Raw genomic sequence first — 19,130 nt, forward strand, 5'->3', positions numbered from 1 at the left:
GCGTCGGTTCGGGGCGGGGCGCGTCCGCGCCTGCGCCTGCGCCCGCGCGGCAAGGAGGCGCTGCACCCCCCTCCGAGTGCAGCGCCTCCGGTCTTGCGGCCCGTCCGCGCGGGCTCGGCTCGCGGGTGTTACGCGGCCCCGTCACCGTCCCGGCGGCGGAGCGCGAACACGAGGCTGCCGCCCGCGACGACCGCGAGCCCGGCCGCCATTCCGAGGGCCGGCAGCGGGGCGCGGGAGCCGGTCTCGGCGAGGCTGCCGTTCGCGGCGGCGGGCAGCGGCTCCGCGCCGCCCTGCGGCTTGACGTCCGCGGGGCTCTCGCCCTTCTCCGGCTCGGCCGGCGGGACGTCACCGGGCTCGGTGTCGGCGGCCAGGACCTGGAAGCTGTACCACTTCTCGTCGAGCGAGCACGTCTCCTCGTCGGCGGAGAGCGCGAAGGCGATCGCGACGGCCGAACCGGCCGGGGCCGGTGCCATGACCTTCAGACGGAGCTGGAGCGAGAAGGTCCCGCCCGCCTCGACGTCGAGGAGCCTCCCGGCGATCGAGCCGCCGTCGGACCGCTCGGCGAGCCACTTCTCGCCGTCGAAGTACTCGAACCGCGCGTACGTGTCGGTCAGGCTGGACTCGAAGGAGTCGTGGGCGTCCTTCTTGTAGAGGACGACGGCACCGAGGTCGACGGCCGCCGCCTCCTCGCCGTTTGTGTTGTCGAGGCTCAGGTCGAACCTCTTCCAGCCCGAACCGGCGACGATCTTGCCGGGGAGACCGGAGAGGGTGGCCTTGAAGTCGGCGTCGGCGCACTCCTCTTCAGGAGGCGTGGGCCCCTCTTCCCCTTCCCCTTCCCCTTCCTCGGAGCCGTCTTCGTCGTCCGGAGTGTTCGGGTCGTCGTCCTCCGCCGGGGGCTCGGCCTCGGCGGGCGGCGGGAGGACCTCGTCGTCACCGGGAGCCGGGTTCTGACCCTCCGCCGGGGGCGGCACCTCTCCGTCGTCGGCGGGCGGGGCTTCGGCCTCGTCGTCCACCGGCGGGTTCTCGTCCGCTTCGTCGCCGGGCGGCGGGTTCTCGTCGGCCGGGGTCCGGCTGCTGCCGGTGGTGTCGGTGTCACCGTCGGCCGCGTACACGGCCGGCGCCGCCAGGAAGGCGGCGGGAGCTATCACGGCGGTCGCTGCTGCGACGGCCATGAAGCGGCGGAGCTTCATGAAGTCCTCGGCGAAATCCGGGCACCACGGACGGGCGGTGCGGAGTCAAAGGGCCTTCCCGGGGCGGGTTTTCAGAGGCGGCACACGCCCTTGGTGGGGCAGGGGAGACCGTTGTGTCGCATGGTGGACCTGTGACCTGGGCAAATGGTTGCCCGCCCGCTCACAGAATCTTTATGTGACGGCCGTCACATCGCGCGCGCCGACGGGCGGAGGGCCGCGAAGTGGACGGGGGGAGAGCCGCGAAGTGGCGGCCAGGCGCGACAAAGGCCCCGCGGGCCCGGTCCGAAGCGAATCGGACGGGCGCCTGCGGGGCCCTTGTCGTCGGCACCGTGGCGTCAGGGCGGCGCTCGGTGCCGGATCGCGGCGCCGGGGGGGGGTGAGCGCCGCGGGTTCGGGACGGTGGACGGGTGAACGGGAGGAGGGGGTGGAGCGGTCGGCCGGACGGTTGGACACGGCGGGGATCCGTATCCGTATGCGGTCGGCGCCGGGCGTCCCCGGTGCCGACCGCTCTTGGGGTGACCGGGCATGCTGTCCCCTGCCGACCGGTCACTCGAGCTGAGGCGAGGTCCCACGACGCACCAGCGGTACGTCACACGCCCCAGCGAAGCCCACGCGTGGTTTGTTCGGGCCCGCCCCTGGCTGACACGGACATCGGGACCAACGAAGGCCCGGCGGGTCCGGTCACGCGCCGTACGGGTGAGGATGCGCCCGAACCCATGTCCGTACGGCCACCGCCCTCGTACCGGCCGCGCCGCCCCCGCACCGGCTGCGGACCCCCGTACCCCCGTATCCGCTCAGACGCGGCCGCGTGAGAGCTCCAGCAGCGTCATCGCGAGCGTGGTGCCCGGTGTGCCGAGGGCGTCCCGGAAGCGGACCAGGATCTCGTTCTCGCGGGAGAGGTTGACCCGGCGTCCGCCGGAGGCGATACGGGCGTTCTGGATGACGGCGGAGACGGCCATCCGTTCCTGTACGAGACCGATGATCCGGTCGTCCAGCGCGTCGATGCGCTCACGCGCGCCGTCGATCACCGCTGCTGCCTCGTCGGTCCGGGCGCCGGTGCGGTCGGTGACTGTCATGAAGGGCTCCTCTGTACGAAGGGAGGGACCCCGAGCGGTGACATCAGGCCGGACAACGCGAACGCCCCGGGCCTTGTCGGCCCGGGGCGCCTGGGAAGTCGCTTGTCAGCTCAAGCGGCACGACCATGGCAGCCGGACGGGCCGGTGCCATAGGTAAAGAAGACGGTCGAGTGCTCGCGCATGGCAGCCAGTATGCCCGAGGGGGACCGGGGGCCTGCCCGGGGTTCGGATGCTGAGACGAAAAGCTGCGTTCCGCCCCCGTTAGAATCGGGGTACCGAACCTCTTCACCGCCGGAAGGCCGCGCCCGTGCCAGCAGTACCCCCCGCCGCCCCCGACGCCGTCCTCGTCGTCGACTTCGGCGCGCAGTACGCCCAGCTCATCGCCCGCCGCGTCCGCGAGGCCCGGGTCTACAGCGAGATCGTCCCCTCGACGATGCCGGTGGCCGAGATGCTGGCCAAGAACCCCAAGGCGATCATCCTCTCCGGCGGCCCGTCCTCCGTGTACGCCGAGGGCGCCCCGACCGTCGACCGCGCGCTCTTCGAGGCCGGGGTCCCGGTCTTCGGCATGTGCTACGGCTTCCAGTTGATGGCGACGGCGCTCGGCGGGACGGTCGACAACACCGGTTCGCGCGAGTACGGCCGTACGGAACTGCATGTCTCGCTCGCGGGATCGACTCTCTTCGAGGGCACTCCGGCCGAGCAGCAGGTGTGGATGTCGCACGGCGACGCCTGTTCCGCCGCCCCCGAGGGCTTCACCGTCACCGCCTCCACGGATGTGGTGCCGGTCGCCGCCTTCGAGAACGACGAGAAAAAGCTGTACGGCGTCCAGCACCACCCCGAGGTGATGCACTCCACGCACGGCCAGCAGGTGCTTGAGCACTTCCTCTACCGAGGCGCCGGCATCGAGCCGACCTGGACCACCGGCAACGTCATCGAGGAGCAGATCGCCGCGATCCGCGAGCAGGTCGGCACCAGCCGCGCGATCTGCGGTCTCTCCGGGGGCGTGGACTCGGCCGTCGCCGCCGCCCTCGTACAGAAGGCCATCGGCTCCCAGCTGACCTGTGTGTACGTCGACCACGGGCTGATGCGCAAGGGCGAGACCGAGCAGGTCGAGAAGGACTTCGTCGCCGCGACCGGCGTGCAGCTGAAGGTCGTCGACGCGCAGGAGCGCTTCCTGGCCGCGCTCGCCGGTGTCTCCGACCCGGAGCAGAAGCGGAAGATCATCGGCCGCGAGTTCATCCGGGTCTTCGAGCAGGCCCAGGCGGAGATCATCGCCGAGGCCGAGCCCGGTGAGCCGGTCGAGTTCCTCGTCCAGGGCACGCTCTACCCGGACGTGGTCGAGTCCGGCGGCGGCACGGGCACCGCCAACATCAAGTCCCACCACAACGTGGGCGGGCTCCCCGAGGACCTGGAGTTCTCGCTCATCGAGCCGCTGCGCCAGCTGTTCAAGGACGAGGTCCGGAAGGTCGGCCAGGAACTGGGCCTGCCGGACGACATCGTCCACCGCCAGCCCTTCCCGGGGCCGGGCCTCGGCATCCGTATCGTCGGCGACATCACGCGCGAGCGGCTGGACCTGCTGCGCGAGGCGGACGCGATCGCCCGGGAGGAGCTGACGGCGGCCGGTCTCGACCGTGACATCTGGCAGTGCCCGGTGGTGCTGCTCGCGGACGTCCGCTCCGTCGGCGTCCAGGGCGACGGCCGCACGTACGGCCACCCGATCGTGCTGCGCCCGGTCTCCTCGGAGGACGCGATGACGGCGGACTGGACCCGCATGCCGTACGACGTCCTGGCGAAGATCTCCACCCGGATCACCAACGAGGTGGCGGACGTGAACCGCGTGGTCCTGGACGTGACGAGCAAGCCGCCGGGGACGATCGAGTGGGAGTGACCGTTTCTCCCAGGTCAACGCCGATGCCGTCGCTCATTCGTTTGGGCGGCGGCATCGGCATATGCCCTGGGTAGGCTTGCCGTACGGACCAGAATCCCGTCCATGGGAGGAACCATGACCGCTGAGCCGCTGCCCACCACCCCTGGGCCGCTGCCCGCCAACCTGTGGCCGGTGCCGCCGCAGGACGGTTACACCGTGGACGATCTGCTGACGCTGCCCGGGCTCCCGCCGCACACCGAGTTGATCGACGGGAGCCTGGTTTTTGTGAGTCCGCAGCGAGATTTCCACAGCATCGTGATCGACATGCTGGTGGCGGGACTGCGCCGTACAGCGCCGCCTGAGCTGCGAATCCGGCGTGAGATGACCGTGCAGCTCGACGAGCGCAACGGCCCCGAGCCGGACATCTGCGTCGTCCGGGCCGACGCGGTGACGAGCAGGCAGCAGACCCGTTTCGAGGCGGCGGACGTGTCGCTCGCCGTCGAGGTCGTCTCGCCGGACTCCGAGGCGCGCGACCGCGACACCAAGCCGCACAAATACGCGCGGGCGGGTATCAAGCACTTCTGGCTGGTGGAGATGGCGCGTCCGAACGACCACCCGGTGGTCCAGGTGTACGAACTGGCGTCGGTGACCGAGTCGTACGGCCTGGTCGGCATCCATCACGAGCGACTGAAGCTCAGCGTTCCGTTCGACATCGACATCGACCTCGCGGACATCGACAACCTGTAGCCGCCACAATTCACTCGCACCCCGTCGACCACCTGTGCGAGTCTCTCCCACCATGTCCGACGACGAACTCCACGCCCTCCTCGCCGCCCCCAACAACCCCCTCCTGACCTGGAACGCCCCCCTCTCCGAAGACCACGCCCGCTCCCTCGTCGACGCCTGCCGGGTGCCCGACGGAGGGCGGGTGGCCGATCTCGGCTGTGGCTGGGGCGAGTTGCTGCTGCGGATCGTGGAGGGCGCGCCCGGCAGCACCGGTGACGGTGTGGACAGCGACCCCGTCGCCGTCGGGCGCGGGCGGCGGCTCGCGCGGGAGCGGGGGCTGGAGGGGCGGGTCGCGTTCCACGAGAGCTCCGCCGACGCGTGGACGCGGACCGGGTACGACCTCGCCGTCTGTATCGGTGCCGTGCACGCCTGGCCCGGCTCGACCCGCGAGGCGCTGCGCGCCCTGCGCGCGACCGTGAAGCCGGGCGGGCACGTGCTCTTCGGGGACGGATTCTGGACGATCCCGCCGACCCCCGCCGCGCTGAGGGGACTTGGCGCCGAGGAGGACGAACTCGTCGGCTCGCTCGAAGACCTGGTCCGCGCCGCCGTCGAAGCCGGCTTCGCCCTGCTCCGTACGACCGTCGCCGACCAGCGGGAATGGGACGTCTTCGAGTCCAACGGCCGGGCCGGCTGGGGCGAACGCTGGGCGCTCGACCACCCCGGACACCCCCTGCACGGTGCCGCCCGCGCCACCGCCGCCCGGCACCGTACGGGCTATCTCGGCGGCTACCGGGGGTATCTCGGCTTCGCGTATCTGGTCCTCGGCGTCTGACCCCCTCCCGGATACGGCACAATTCCCAGTCATACCAAGGAAGTTCACCCGGAGTGACAGCGACGGGTGCGGGGCGGGGAAGGCGGCATCCGGCGTGGCGGTGCAAGTGGCGGGGCAAGGCATGCACGGCGGGGGCTGTGCCTGCGGGAACTGCCCGCTCGGGGCTCAGGAGGGGCACCGCCGGGCGGTCGAGGCCTTCCTCGCCAGACGCGAGGAGTTCGCGGCCGGCCAGGGCCTGCCCGCCGCGCTCGCGCACTCGCCGGGCGCGTCGAGGCAGTGGGTGTCCGACGAACTGACCCAGTCCGCGCGCGCCGTCGCCGACCGCAGCCGCGAGGCGGGCGACGCCTGGCTGCACTCCGTCTGGCGGCACACACTGATCCTGGTGTGGGGAGCCGTCGCGGTCTACGTGCTGGGGCTGGCCATCACCGCGATCGGCGCGGGCTGGACCGGCGCCCGTACGGCGGGCCTGGTCGCCACCCTCGTCGTCGCCGCACTCCTGACCGGCGCCGCCACCCTGCACCGTACGCGCGGCGGCCTCCTCGCCCCGCTCATCGGCGAGGACAACCGGCTCTCCACCTCCCGGACCGTCGCCTCCGCGTGGGTGCTGCTCGTCGTCTTCGCCGTACTGGTGCTCGCGCTCCAGCTCGCCGGGGCGTCCGACAGCGACGCGCGCGACGCGCTGATCGCGGGGCTCGAACTCGCCCGTGGCGTCGGTCTGCTGACCGTGCTCACCGCGGTGTGCGCGATCGCCGTCGTCGTACGCCGCGTGGTGGGCGTACGCGTCGGGGACCGCCGTCTGCAGAAGGTCCGGGCCGAGCGCCCCCGTCTGGCCGATCTGCTCTGCGACGACGCCGGGCGCGGCAGCTTCGCGGACATCCAGTACACGCTGGTGACGGCCGTCGCCGTGCTCTTCTCGGCGGTACGGCTGGCGCGCCGCCCCGAGCAGCTGCCCGACCTGCCGTGGGCGCTCGCCCTGCTGGTGATGGTCTCCGCCGCGACGTACTTCTCCGGCAAGTGGGCCGAGGGCGGTCGCCCGGTGGTGCTGTCGGTCGTGCGGGCCAGGGAGGCCGGGGATCTGGACGCGCCGATCCGCACCGGTGACGACATCGAGATCCGCGGGTCGGGTTTCGTGCCGCCGGGGGCGGGCACGCCGGACCGGCTGGCCAGGATGGTCGTACGGATCGGGCCGGTGCATATCCATGTACCGCTGGTGCCGGTTCCCGGTGGCTTCCAGAACCCGTCCGACACGGTGCTCACCGTGCCCGTGCCGGTCGACGTGGAGCCGGGCCGCCTTGAGGTACAGGTGGTGACGGCGGCCGGGGTCGAGACCAACCGGGTGCCCATCGACGTCGTGGAGTGAGCCGGACCGGTACACGGCGGGCGGACGGCCGTAAAACGGGCGGACCGCTGAGCGCGCGGTCCGTCGCATCCGTATGCATGCACGAGGCACGCGGGGACAATCGAGCCCTGCGAGCGACGTGGGCAGCGGAAAGGCAGGACGCGCGATGGCGCACGGATACCGGACAGACACCTACGGAACGATCGGCGGTGAGCAGCGGGGCTGGAAGGACTCGGCGACGAAGTACGCCCTGCTCCCGCTGAGGATCTTCCTCGGAGTGACCTTCATCTACGCCGGACTCGACAAACTCACCGACAGCGCCTTCATGTCGGCGGACGGGGCCGGTTCCGTCGGCGAGCTGATGCGGAGCGTGCGGGACAGCTCCGCCATCCCCGCGCTCGTCGACCTCTCCCTCAAGAACCCCGAGGGCTTCGGCTACGCGATAGCCATCGGCGAACTGGCTGTCGGGCTCGGCACGCTCGTCGGGCTGCTGGCCCGGCTCGCCGCCTTCGGAGGCGCGCTGATCTCCCTGAGCCTGTGGCTGACCGTGAGCTGGCAGTCGGACCCGTACTACTACGGCAACGACCTGGCCTATCTCATGGCCTGGGTGCCGCTCGTGCTCGCCGGCGCCTCGGTCTTCTCCCTGGACGCGGCCTTGGCAGACAGGCGGCGGCGAACGCTGTAATCCACCATCGACACGGCGGAGGCCAGGAAGAGGCCGCCGCAGACGATCGGGACGATCACGTACCAGGGGGTGTCCCACCAGCCCCCCGCGTCTCCGGCGAACACGGTGGCCGCGCCCGTCACGGCGAGGCCGGCCACCAGTTTGCCCGGCTTGAACTCATGCCGCAGCACGGGTCACCTCCACCTGTCCGACACCGGCTTCGAGCCGGAGGTCCAGTGTGCCCCCCGGCTTCACGCCCTTGGGCGGGGCCACCGTACGCGTCATCCGCTGGGCCGGTGAGAGGTCGATGTCGTTCGGCGGCTCGCCGGGGAGCCGGAGGTCGCCGAGCCCCACCTCCGCGTGCACCCTCAACGTCACATCGCGCGGCACGACGACCTTCAGTTTCCCCGCGCCCACCTCCGCCTCCGTACGGAGGGTCCTGCCCGGCGCGATGTCCACCCGCGTCAGATCGAGCTTCCCGACGCCCGTGCCGAGCTCGTACATCGGCGCCACCGACGCGGCCGTCGCCGGGCGCCAGGTTGTACGCACCCAGTCCGTGCCGATGTCCTTGGGGATGGCCGCCGCGCCCCCGAGCAGTCCGGCGGTCAGGACCGTGAGGAAGATCGTGCCGAAGCCCGTACGCCCCAGGAAGGCGCTCACGGCCAGGCCCAGACCGAACACCCCGAGCGCGGCGGCGAAGCCGATCTGCAGGCTCGTACCGAGCGGCTGCTCCTCCCACGACAGGCGCAGCGCGACACCGCCCGCGACCATCGCCAGCAGGAAGACACGGCCGCCGATCCCGCGCGGGCGGCCCTGGCGCCCGCACGAGCTCCCGTGCCTCTTCCGCTTCCCCCTGCCCCGCCCCGACGGGTCCGCGTCGTCGTCGGGGCCCCACAGATAGTCGGGGGGCGTCGTCGGGCCCGTCGTCCCGTCCTTGACGATCGGGTCGCGCCACCAGGACGGGCTGCCGGGGGTCGGCGGCGCCTTCGTCTCCGGGGGGGCCTCGGCCACGGCCGCCGCCGTACCCGGGTCGAGCGGGCCGCCCTCCTGAAGCGTCGCGGCGCGCCGCTGCGACCAGACCGCCGCGCCGATCGTCGCGATGGACAGCAGCGTGGCGAAGCCGAGGGTGGAGCCGTTGTTCAGCATCGACAGGAACAGACCGCAGCCCACGAGGGCCAGGAGGACGGCGATCAGGGACGCGCCGTCGACACGGCCGGACAGCAGACGGCGCAGCTCGTTCTCGTCCTCGCCGTCGACCGGGACGAGCAGCCAGGCGAAGCCGTAGAAGATGAGCCCGATGCCACCGGTCAGCGTGAGTACGACGACGACGATCCGGAAGATGACCGGGTCGAGGTCGCAGTACCGCCCCAGCCCGCCGCAGACGCCCGCCACGACCTTCTGCCGCGGCGCCCGCACCAGCTGGGGAGGCGGCGGCTGCGACGGGGGCGTCGAGGTGTGCGGCACGGAATGGGTCATACGACCATGGTGACCGGCCGCCCGCGAGGTCTCCACCCACCCCGACCCTGGCCGGTCCCTGATATTCCGTGACGGCCCGCAGGAGGGTGTCAGGGTCGTTCTCGGGGCCGCTCTCAGGGCGCGACCCTGATGCCAGGGCCCACCCGGTCGTGTGACCATCAATGGCATGCCGGTCGCCACGCCAACCCCACCCCCGCCGTCCTCGTCGTCCTCATCGGCCTCGGGGGCGCCCTGGGGTCCGTCGGGCGCGTCCAGGAGCCGCGGCCGGGCCGCGGGAACGGCGCCGGGGGCCGACGAGCAGCCGCTGCGCAAGCTCTACCGCAGCGCCGACGGCAGGCTGCTGGGCGGCGTCGCACGCGGCCTCGCCGGCCATCTGGGACTGCCCGTCGGCTGGGTGCGGCTGGTCTTCCTCGGGCTGTTCCTGGCCCAGGGACTCGGCGCGATGCTGTACGCGATCTTCTGGATAGTCGTGCCGCTCGGGTTCGGCGGAACGCCGACCGTCTCGCGTCCGCTCTTCGAGACGACGGACGACGGACGCAAGCGGCTCCGTAAACCCGACAAGGGACAGACCTTCGCGATCATCGCGCTGTTCGTCGTGGGGTCCATCTTCATCGGGAGCGCGGACCTCGGCCGGGGCGGCGCGGGCCACTACATATGGCCGACGCTGCTCATCGGCGCCGGTGTCGTCCTGGTCTGGCGCCAGGCCGACAACGCGCGCCGGGCGCAGTGGGCGTCGCTCTCCACGGACAACAGGCGCCGGAGGGTCTTCCAACTGGCCCGCGGCCTCGCGGGTGTCGCCCTCGTCGGCATGGGCCTGACCGTCTTCATGGTCGTACGCGGCTCGGCCGCCCAGCTCGGCAACGTCCTGACGGCGGCCATCGCGGTCGTGGCCGGAGTCGCGCTGCTCGCCGGCCCCTGGCTGGTACGGATGACGCAGGACCTCTCCGACGAACGCCTGATGCGTATCCGCGCCCAGGAGCGCGCGGAGGTCGCCGCTCACGTCCACGACTCCGTCCTGCACACCCTCACCCTGATCCAGCGCAACGCGGACGACGGCGGCGAGGTCCGGCGCCTGGCCCGCGCGCAGGAGCGTGAGCTGCGCGCCTGGCTGTACAAGCCGGAGGGCACCGGCAAGGACGAGGAGAACGAACCGGACACCCTTGCCGAGGCCGTGAAGGCCACCGCCGCCGAGGTCGAGGACTACCACGGCGTGCCGATCGAGGTCGTCGTGGTCGGCGACTGCCCCCTCGACGAGAAACTGACCGCACAGATGCAGGCAGCGCGCGAGGCAATGGTCAACGCCGCCAAGTACGGTGGCGAGGGAGGCGCCGTACAGGTCTTCGCGGAGGTCGAGGGCCGGACGGTCTTCATCTCCGTACGCGACCGCGGGCCCGGGTTCGATCTGGACTCGGTGCCGGACGACCGGATGGGCGTACGGGAATCGATCTTCGGCCGGATGGAACGCAACGGCGGTACGGCGAGGGTGCGTTCGGCGCCGGACGGGGGCACGGAAGTGGAGCTTGAGATGGAGAGGGCGGCGGACGCATGACCGGCATCAGCGGGACGAGCGGCGACGGCGGCGGGGGAGAGGCCGGGACCAGGCGGGTGCGGGTGGTGCTGGTCGACGACCACCGGATGTTCCGTACCGGCGTACAGGCCGAGATCGGGCAGACCGAGACCACGGGTGTGGAGGTCGTCGGCGAGGCCGCCGACGTCGACCAGGCCGTGACGGTCATCACGGCGACCCGCCCCGAGGTCGTCCTGCTCGACGTCCACCTGCCCGGCGGCGGCGGCGTCGAGGTGCTGCGCCGCTGCGCCCCGCTGATGGCGGCGGCCCAGGACCCGGTGCGCTTCCTGGCGCTCTCGGTCTCCGACGCGGCGGAGGACGTCATCGGCGTGATCCGCGGCGGCGCGCGCGGCTATGTCACCAAGACGATCACCGGCAAGGACCTGGTGGACTCGATCTTCCGCGTCCAGGACGGCGACGCGGTCTTCTCGCCGCGCCTGGCGGGCTTCGTGCTGGACGCCTTCGCGTCGACGGACGCGCCGCCGGTGGACGAGGACATGGACCGGCTCACGCAGCGCGAGCGCGAGGTGCTGCGGCTGATCGCGCGCGGTTACGCGTACAAGGAGATCGCGAAGCAGCTCTTCATCTCCGTGAAGACGGTCGAGTCCCATGTCTCGGCGGTGCTCCGCAAGCTCCAGCTCTCCAACCGGCACGAACTGACCCGCTGGGCGACGGCGCGCAGGCTGGTGTGAGAGCGGCCGGTCAGCGCCGTGAGCAGAGCCACTCGGTGACGTAGTCGCGGCCCGCGTGGTGCAGCAGGCCGCGGACGCACTCGCCCGGCTCCGTGTCGAGCGTGCCCGTGAGCGCGGCCGGGCCGTCCTCCGTACGGAGGGTGCCGAACCAGCCGGGGAACGCGGTGATCCGCGCGTCCCTGCGCTGGTAGCCCAGCCGGAGGGCCGTCGCGGGGCCCGTCCTCGGGCCGGCGCCGTGACGGACGTAACGCGTCGTGAACGCGCCCCTGCCGCCCACCGGGCCGTCCACACAGAGCCGGCCGCCACTGAGGTCGCCGCAGCCGGCGGGGGTGACGCCGACCGGGGCGATGACGAGCATCGAGCCGAGGGTGAGGCCGAGGGGGAGCACGGCCACGCGGACCCGCCTGTGTCTCATGGCGTTCATCGTGGTGCGGCGGGGGCGGCGGGGCACCCGGGGATGCGCCGGGTGGGCGGACGCGGGGAGGGCCGAGCGGGGGCGCGGGCGCGGGGAGCTCTACGCGGGGCGGGTGGCGCCCGCGAACGGCATCTGGTCGATCGGGGCCAGCCGCACCCCGGTCCCGGGCCGAGGGGCGTGGATCATCTGGCCGCCGCCGACATAGAGCCCGACATGCGAGATGCCCGAGTAGAAGAAGACCAGGTCACCGGGGGCGAGCTGGGAGCGGGCGACCCGTCGGCCCGCGTTGATCTGGGTGTAGGTGGTGCGCGGGAGCGCGACTCCGGCGGCGCGCCAGGCGGCCTGCGTCAGCCCGGAGCAGTCGAACCCGTCGGGCCCGGTCGCGCCCCATACGTACGGCTTGCCGAGCGCCCCGCGCGCGTAGGCGATCGCGGCGGCGGCGCGGGCGTTCGGCGCCGGTACGGCCCCGATGCGGCTCATGGCGCGGTCGGCGCGCGGATCGGCGGGGCCGGCGCTCTCGGCGTACCGCGCGCGTTCGGCGGCGGTGAGCCGGTCGAGCAGCTTCTCGGCGTCCGCGAGCTTCTTCTCGACCGCCGACTTGTACGTGGCCAGCTCGGCCTGACGGCTCCGCAGGTCGTCGGCCTTCTTGTCGGCCTTCTTACGTAAGCGGCCGAGTTCACCGAGCTGCGCGCGCATCCGGGTCATGGCCTGCGCCTGCTGGAAGCCCGCGCGTTCGGCGAGGGCGGCGCCGCGCAGATAGCCGTCGGGGTCGGAGCTGAGGGCGAGCTGTACGGCGGGATCGAGGCCGCCCGCGCGGTACTGCGCGGCGGCGATCGAGCCGAGCGCGTTGCGCGAGACGTTGAGCCGTGCCGTCCGCCGGGCGGCCTCGTCGCGCAGCTTCTCCAGCGCGCCGCTCGCGTCGGCCGCCTTCTCCTTGGCGCCGTTGTACTTCTCGGTGGCGGCCTCCGCCTCGTGGTAGAGGTCGTCGACCTTCGCCTTCACCTGTGCCGAGGTGAGCCGCGGATCGGCCTGTGCGGGCCCTTCGAGGCCCGTGGCCGTCGCGGCACCCGCCAGGGCGAGAGTGGCCGCCGTACGGCCGTAGGGCCCGCTGAACGGTCTGGGGAATCGGGGTCGGCGGTGCGCTGCCACGGGGGCGTCCACATCCTTTGTTCCGGCTTGAGCCGCACGGGCTGCTGTCGGGGAGGACGCTAGGCGTGGCCGTCACGGAAGCGCGGCGGCATGGCCGCTATTGCCCGCAGACGGCGCGTCGGAGACGGAATGTGGCCGCTCGGATCGCGGCGGATTCGACTGTTCCGGACCGAACTTGATCGATCCGACGACCTGGGCGCACGGGTCCGGTGGCGGTGGTACAGGACCCGCCCGACCGGCCGGACGCTGGCCTGAATGACCGCCGTGACGACGGCCGAATTCACGGCTGGTGTGTCAGTGGCGGCACGTAGCCTTTTCTCATGACCACTCTCGGGGAAATGCTGAAGGGGCCTTGTTCCAGGCCGCTTTGGGAGCGGCTGTGTCCGCTGCTCAAAGCGTCCGACGCGACGGAGCTGGCCGCCGCCGCAACGATTCTGCGGGGCTGGCCGCCCGAGCTGCGGCCGATGCCGGACAGTTGGTGGACCGAGCTGCTGGCGGACGGGCCCCGGCCGTACCACGCGCTGGCGGGGACGCGCAGGCTCGGCCGGCTGGTCGACGTGGAGGAGGCCCGGGTCCCTGCGGAACCGGAAGCGGACCGGGACGAGTACGAGGAGGCGAACGACCCGGCGGAGGGTGCGGGGGACGGTGCGGGGGACCCGGATCCGGCGGAGGACGAGCGGGAGCGGGGCGTGGCCTTCCCGTACGGCGCGTCGGCGGTGGCGGCCCCCTCCGACCTGAGCCGGCCGGTGTTCGGCGCGGTGGCCGAGTGGCATCACAACGGCGGGGACATCGTCGGCTGGAGCACGGTCGCGAGCGCGCCGACGACGCTGTATCTCAGCGGCTCCGACTACCACGACAATCCGCTCGACCTCCAGATGTCCCCGGACGGCGGGATCGTGGTGGCGTCGGTGGAGTGCCGCTGGCACGCCTGGTCGTCCGACGGGGACCGGCTGTGGTCGCTCGACCCGGCCGGGATCTGGCCGGAGGGGGAGACCGCCGACGACGAGGAGGGCGAGGACGACCTCGTGGGCATCGACGTCCCGGTGCGCTTCTCGTTCGACGCGGAGGGCCGGCGGCTGGCCGTGGGGCGGCTGCGTGGCGGCCCCGTGGCCGTCCTGGACGCGCGGACCGGGCACGTGCTGGCGCCGGGCCCGGACGGCGGGCGCTGGGAGGGCGAGGGGCCGGTCGCCCTGGACGCGGCCGGAGGGCTGCTGGCGCACGCGAGTGGCAGCCGCCTGGTCGTACGGGACGTGGAGAGCGGCGCGGTGCTCGCCGGTGCGGACACCGGTCTGGTCATGATCCACGCGCTGGCCATGGCACCGGACGGCAGCGCGTTTCTCGCCGTCGGGGCGGACGGCAAGGACGACCCGGCGGTGTGCGCCCTGTCCCTCTCGGCGCCGGAGGCCGGCACGAGGACCCTCACCGCGGGCGGGCCCGTACGGGCCCAGCGGGCGCCCGACGGCATGGTCGCCTCCGACCCGATGCCGGTGATCAGCGCGCGGGCGGCCTGGACCGCGAACGGACCGGTCGCCTTCATGTCCTCGGACGTCGGGGACGTCCTCTTCAAGGAGGACGGCCGCGTCCTGCGGCTGTCGGGCGGCCCGAGCATCGCCGGCTTCACCCCCGACGGCCGGACGCTGATCACCGTCGGCTGCGGGGACGAGGACGAGATGGATCCGATCGACGTCTGGTTCCTCGACGCCATGGACCCGGCGGCCCGGCCCGGCGGGGAGACCGGCCGGGCCGCCCGGTACGGGTAGGACGCTCGGACGGGGTGCTCGGGCCACGCGATCAGGCCGGGTGCTCGGGCCACGGCGATCAGGCCGGGCGCACACTGCCGTAGATCGGCATGTAGTAGATCGACTCCTCGCGGACGTTCGCGCCCGGCTTCGGGGCGTGGATCATCTTGCCGTCGCCCTTGTAGATGCCGACGTGGCTGATGTCGTCGTAGAAGAACACCAGGTCGCCGGGGAGCAGGTCCGCCGTGGCGACGCGCGTGCCGACCTTCACCTGGTCCCAGGTCGTACGGGGCAGCTGCACGCCCGCCTCCTTCCAGGCGGCGGCCGTCAGGCCCGAGCAGTCGTACGAGCTGGGGCCGGTGGCGCCCCACACGTACGGCTTGCCGATCTGGGCGCGGGCGAAGGCGAGGACCTTCTCGGCCTTGGCCGCGTACGTACCGTCCGTGGCGCCGGAGCCGGTGCCGGTCCCCGAGCCGGTGCCGGTGCCCGTGCCCGTGCCCGTGTCGCCGCCTGTCGCCGGAGGATTCTCCTTCTGGGCCTCCTCCTGGCGCCGGCGCTCCGCGGCCTCCTCCTCGGCCTTCGCCTCGGCCTTGCGCCGCGCCTCCTGCTCCTTCTTCCGCTCCAGCTCGGCGAGGCGCGCCTTCTCCTCGGCCGTCAGGTCGGCGAGGAGCGACCGCGCCGCCGCGAGCTTGTTCTGGACCTTCTGCTTGCCGACCTTGAGCGAGGCCTGCGACTCCGTCAGCGTCTCCAGGCTCTTCGTCGCCTCGGCGCGCTGCTCGGCGGCGGACCGCTGCTCCTTCTGGTAGTCCTCGACCGCCACCTGCTGCCGCTCGGTCAGCCGGTCCATGAGCTGGGTCTGCTCGAAGTACGACTCGGGGCTGTCGGCGAACATCAGGGCGGCCGTGGGGCCGACGGCGCCCGCGCGGTACTGCGCCGCGGCATAGGTACCGAGGGAGCGCCGCGCCTCGTTCACCTTGTCGGCGCTCTTGGCGACCTCGTCCAGGACCCGGTCGACCGACTTGCGCTGGGTCTCCGTGGCTTCCTTCGCCTTGTTGTACTGCTGCGTCGCCGTACCGGCCTGCCGGTACAGGTCGTCGACCTTCTTCTGCACCTCTTCCACCGAGGGCTTGGGATCGGCGGGCGCGGCGGTGGCGCTCTGCGTGGACAGCAGGGTGACCGAGGCGAGAGCGGCGGTCGTGAAACCGACGGCGGGGGTGTTCGCGCGTATCCCGGTGCGGGCGCGCGTCTTGCGATGCGATGCCAAGGCCGGCATCTCCTTCCGTGGACCGCCTACCGGGTTAGCTGTCGGGTTCGGGCGGAACGGAAGGCTGCCCTACGGGCCTGGGGAAACGGCCCGATTCACCCCGGTGGAACATGGTGGGTCCCCGGTTCCGAACTCCCTTCGGGGAAGCACGGATTCGGCGGAGGCCGTCCGCTCGGCGCTGATCACCGATGGAGTACGGACCGCCTCGGCGAGCACGCTAGCCAATGTGTGGTGCTGCTGTGAAGTTTGATGGTCGATATGCCCGATACATTTTCGTGACCTTTTGCGTAAACGCTCGTTGGTGCCCCCGCGCGGCCATGTGGCGACCCGCTGTCAGTGCGGCACCCCAGGAGGTGTCTTGCCGATCTTGCCGGGCTGGCGGTCCCTGGCACGCACGCCCGCCGCGTTGTCGTCGGTCGGCATGGCTCCGCCATGCCTCCCACCTCCGCCTTGCGATCGCACGCACCAGACCCCGCTCCCTCATCCGGCCTGATCGGCAAGAGACCCCCTAGACTCAGGAAGCGATGAGCAGCCTCTTTGACGACAGCTTCCTGGCGGACCTCCGGCCCTCGGCCGAGGAGCCCCCGCCGCCGCCCGAGGACACCGCTCCGGAACAGGTGCCCGACGATCTCTTCGGAGGGAAGTTCGACGTGCCCCCGCCCAGGGATCCGCACCACCGCGACGGCGCTCCGCGCACCGTCGTGGACCCCGCGGCGCTGCTCGAAGGGCTGAACGAGGAGCAGCGCGCCGCTGTCGTACACACCGGATCGCCCCTGCTCATCGTGGCCGGCGCGGGCTCCGGCAAGACCCGGGTGCTGACCCACCGGATCGCGCATCTGCTGGGGACCCGGAGCGTGCACCCCGGCGAGATACTGGCGATCACGTTCACCAACAAGGCCGCGGGCGAGATGAAGGAGCGCGTCGAGCAGCTCGTCGGTCCGCGCGCCGCCGCCATGTGGGTGATGACGTTCCACAGCGCCTGTGTGCGGATCCTGCGCCGTGAGTCGAAGAGGCTCGGCTTCACGTCGTCGTTCTCGATCTACGACGCGGCCGACTCCAAGCGGCTCATGGCCCTGGTCTGCCGCGATCTGGACCTCGACCCCAAGCGGCACCCCCCGAAGTCGTTCAGCGCCAAGATCTCGAATCTGAAGAACGAGCTGATCGACGAGGAGACCTTCGCCGGTCAGGCGAGCGACCCGTTCGAGAAGACGCTGGCCGAGGCGTACCGGATGTATCAGGCGCGGCTGCGCGAGGCCAACGCCCTGGACTTCGACGACATCATCATGACGACGGTCCATCTGCTCCAGGCGTTCCCGGACGTCGCCGAGCACTACCGCCGCCGCTTCCGCCATGTCCTGGTCGACGAGTACCAGGACACCAACCACGCGCAGTACACCCTGGTGCGCGAGCTGGTCGGCCCGTCGGGCGAGGGACACGACCCGGCCGAGCTGTGTGTCGTCGGTGACGCCGACCAGTCCATCTACGCGTTCCGGGGCGCCACGATCCGCAACATCCTCCAGTTCGAGGAGGACTACCCGGACGCGACGACGATCCTGCTGGAGCAGAACTACCGCTCCACGCAGACGATCCTCAGCGCGGCCAACGCGGTCATCGAGCGCAACGAGAGCCGGCGGCCCAAGAATCTCTGGACGAACGCCGGGGCGGGCGCCCTGATCACCGGGTACGTGGCGGACACCGAGCACGACGAGGCGCAGTTCGTCGCCGACGAGATCGACCGGATGACGGACGCGTCGGAGGCCAAGGCGGGCGACGTCGCCGTCTTCTACCGGACGAACGCGCAGTCCCGTGTCTTCGAGGAGATCTTCATCCGGGTCGGCCTGCCCTACAAGGTCGTCGGCGGGGTGCGCTTCTACGAGCGCAAGGAGGTCCGCGATGTGCTGGCCTATCTGCGGGTGCTCGCCAACCCCGAGGACAGCGTCCCGCTGCGGCGGATCCTGAATGTGCCCAAGCGCGGCATCGGCGACCGCGCGGAGGCGATGATCGACGCGCTCTCGGTGCGGGAGAGGATCTCCTTCGCACAGGCGCTGCGCCGGGTCGACGAGGCGTACGGAATGGCCGCGCGTTCGTCGAACGCGGTGAAGCGCTTCAACACGCTGATGGAGGAGTTGCGTACCGTCGTCGAGTCCGGCGCCGGTCCCGCCACGGTCCTGGAGGCCGTGCTCGAACGGACCGGGTATCTTGCGGAGTTGCAGGCGTCGACCGACCCGCAGGACGAGACGCGCATCGAGAACTTGCAGGAACTGGCCGCGGTGGCGCTGGAGTTCGAGCAGGAACGGGCCCAGGCGGCGGGGGCGGACGCGCCGGCGCCGGCCGCGGACGCGCCCGCCCCGCAGGCGCCTGCTCCGGACGCTACCGCTCCGGACGAGCCTGCTCCCGCCGCGGCGACGTCCGGCACCCTCGCCGAGTTCCTGGAGCGGGTCGCCCTCGTCGCGGACTCCGACCAGATCCCCGACGAGGACGAGGAAGGCTCCGGTGTCATCACGCTGATGACGCTGCACACGGCCAAGGGCCTCGAATTCCCGGTCGTCTTCCTGACGGGCATGGAGGACGGCGTCTTCCCGCACATGCGCGCGCTCGGCCAGGCGAAGGAGCTGGAGGAGGAGCGCAGGCTGGCGTACGTCGGTATCACCCGCGCCCGCGAGCGGCTCTATCTGACCCGGTCCTCGATGCGCAGCGCGTGGGGCCAGCCCTCGTACAACCCGCCGTCGCGCTTCCTGGAGGAGATCCCGGGCGAGCATCTGGAGTGGAAGCGCACCGGCCCCATGGCGGCCCCGGCCGGCCCGACCTCGGGGATCACATCGTCGCTCTCCACCTCCCGTACCCGCTCGGGCCCGGCGGGCTTCGCCACGCGCCGCGCCACCGAGAAGCCGGTCATCTCACTCGCGGTGGGGGACCGGGTCACGCACGACCAGTTCGGGCTCGGGACCGTTGTCACGGTGACGGGATCGGGCGCCGACGCGCAGGCGACGATCGACTTCGGCGACTCCAAGCCGAAGCGGCTGCTGCTGCGGTACGCGCCGGTCGACAAGCTGTAGGAGCCGGACGCGGACGCGGTGGGCGTGCTCGGCCCACCGCGCCGACCGGGAAGGAACCGGAAAGAAAAGAGGGTGCGA

15 protein-coding genes and 1 riboswitch are annotated in these 19,130 nt (G+C 71.9%); of the genes, 9 read left to right on the forward strand and 6 right to left on the reverse strand.

Annotated features, from left to right (window positions below):
* Nucleotides 1-128: 128 nt before the first annotated feature.
* Entirely contained in the window at nt 129-1,190 is a 1,062-nt protein-coding gene (locus tag ACFWU9_RS11115; RefSeq protein WP_384316543.1) for a hypothetical protein, read from the reverse strand.
* Nucleotides 1,191-1,984: 794 nt separating this feature from the next.
* Complete coding sequence (locus ACFWU9_RS11120; RefSeq protein WP_384316545.1) at nt 1,985-2,266, reverse strand: chorismate mutase; 282 nt, start codon at nt 2,264-2,266, stop codon at nt 1,985-1,987.
* Nucleotides 2,267-2,573: 307 nt separating this feature from the next.
* On the opposite strand from ACFWU9_RS11120, the gene guaA reads away from it, so the two are divergent.
* From guaA to ACFWU9_RS11145, 5 genes are all read left to right on the forward strand, one after another.
* The gene (gene guaA / locus ACFWU9_RS11125; protein ID WP_384316547.1) at nt 2,574-4,154 is read left to right on the forward strand and encodes a glutamine-hydrolyzing GMP synthase; all 1,581 of its coding nucleotides are present in this window, start codon (nt 2,574-2,576) and stop codon (nt 4,152-4,154) included.
* A 114-nt stretch (nt 4,155-4,268) separates the two neighbouring features.
* The gene (locus tag ACFWU9_RS11130; RefSeq protein WP_384316549.1) at nt 4,269-4,880 is read left to right on the forward strand and encodes a Uma2 family endonuclease; all 612 of its coding nucleotides are present in this window, start codon (nt 4,269-4,271) and stop codon (nt 4,878-4,880) included.
* Nucleotides 4,881-4,932: 52 nt separating this feature from the next.
* Entirely contained in the window at nt 4,933-5,691 is a 759-nt protein-coding gene (locus tag ACFWU9_RS11135; RefSeq protein ID WP_384316551.1) for an SAM-dependent methyltransferase, read from the forward strand.
* Nucleotides 5,692-5,812: 121 nt separating this feature from the next.
* Entirely contained in the window at nt 5,813-7,051 is a 1,239-nt protein-coding gene (locus ACFWU9_RS11140; protein WP_384316607.1) for a hypothetical protein, read from the forward strand.
* 145 nt (nt 7,052-7,196) lie between these two features.
* Nucleotides 7,197-7,715: a DoxX family protein gene (locus ACFWU9_RS11145; RefSeq protein WP_384316553.1), complete on the forward strand. Its 519-nt coding sequence runs from the start codon at nt 7,197-7,199 to the stop codon at nt 7,713-7,715.
* Between the two features lie 156 nt (nt 7,716-7,871).
* On the opposite strand, the gene ACFWU9_RS11150 is transcribed toward ACFWU9_RS11145, so the two are convergent.
* The gene (locus ACFWU9_RS11150) at nt 7,872-9,170 is read right to left on the reverse strand and encodes a PspC domain-containing protein (protein WP_384316555.1); all 1,299 of its coding nucleotides are present in this window, start codon (nt 9,168-9,170) and stop codon (nt 7,872-7,874) included.
* Nucleotides 9,171-9,336: 166 nt separating this feature from the next.
* On the opposite strand from ACFWU9_RS11150, the gene ACFWU9_RS11155 reads away from it, so the two are divergent.
* Together ACFWU9_RS11155 and ACFWU9_RS11160 are read left to right on the forward strand one after the other, a co-directional pair.
* Nucleotides 9,337-10,719 (forward strand): PspC domain-containing protein, encoded by a 1,383-nt coding sequence (locus ACFWU9_RS11155; RefSeq protein ID WP_384316557.1) that lies wholly within the window; start codon nt 9,337-9,339, stop codon nt 10,717-10,719.
* On the forward strand, nt 10,716-11,429 hold the full coding sequence (locus ACFWU9_RS11160) for a LuxR C-terminal-related transcriptional regulator (RefSeq protein ID WP_384316559.1): 714 nt from the start codon (nt 10,716-10,718) through the stop codon (nt 11,427-11,429). The genes ACFWU9_RS11155 and ACFWU9_RS11160 overlap by 4 nt, the downstream gene beginning before the upstream one ends.
* A 10-nt stretch (nt 11,430-11,439) precedes the next feature.
* Here the strand turns inward: ACFWU9_RS11160 and ACFWU9_RS11165 are convergent, their stop codons facing one another.
* Nucleotides 11,440-11,844 carry a hypothetical protein gene (locus tag ACFWU9_RS11165; protein WP_384316561.1) on the reverse strand — a complete coding sequence of 135 codons (405 nt, stop codon included), beginning with the start codon at nt 11,842-11,844 and terminating at the stop codon, nt 11,440-11,442.
* Between the two features lie 99 nt (nt 11,845-11,943).
* The gene (locus tag ACFWU9_RS11170) at nt 11,944-12,993 is read right to left on the reverse strand and encodes an NlpC/P60 family protein (protein WP_384316563.1); all 1,050 of its coding nucleotides are present in this window, start codon (nt 12,991-12,993) and stop codon (nt 11,944-11,946) included.
* A 320-nt stretch (nt 12,994-13,313) separates the two neighbouring features.
* On the opposite strand from ACFWU9_RS11170, the gene ACFWU9_RS11175 reads away from it, so the two are divergent.
* Nucleotides 13,314-14,753, forward strand: coding sequence for a hypothetical protein (locus tag ACFWU9_RS11175; RefSeq protein ID WP_384316565.1), 1,440 nt, complete (start codon nt 13,314-13,316; stop codon nt 14,751-14,753).
* A gap of 58 nt (nt 14,754-14,811) precedes the next feature.
* Here the strand turns inward: ACFWU9_RS11175 and ACFWU9_RS11180 are convergent, their stop codons facing one another.
* Nucleotides 14,812-16,005: an NlpC/P60 family protein gene (locus ACFWU9_RS11180; RefSeq protein WP_384316567.1), complete on the reverse strand. Its 1,194-nt coding sequence runs from the start codon at nt 16,003-16,005 to the stop codon at nt 14,812-14,814.
* Nucleotides 16,004-16,166, reverse strand: a riboswitch (cyclic di-AMP (ydaO/yuaA leader). Its footprint overlaps the gene before it by 2 nt.
* Before the next feature lie 354 nt (nt 16,167-16,520).
* Here ACFWU9_RS11180 and ACFWU9_RS11185 point away from each other — a divergent pair.
* Nucleotides 16,521-19,052, forward strand: coding sequence for an ATP-dependent DNA helicase (locus ACFWU9_RS11185; protein WP_384316569.1), 2,532 nt, complete (start codon nt 16,521-16,523; stop codon nt 19,050-19,052).
* The last annotated feature ends 78 nt before the right edge of the window (nt 19,053-19,130 follow it).

The sequence above is a fragment of the Streptomyces sp. NPDC058653 genome, assembly GCF_042716895.1.
Lineage (GTDB): Bacteria > Actinomycetota > Actinomycetes > Streptomycetales > Streptomycetaceae > Streptomyces.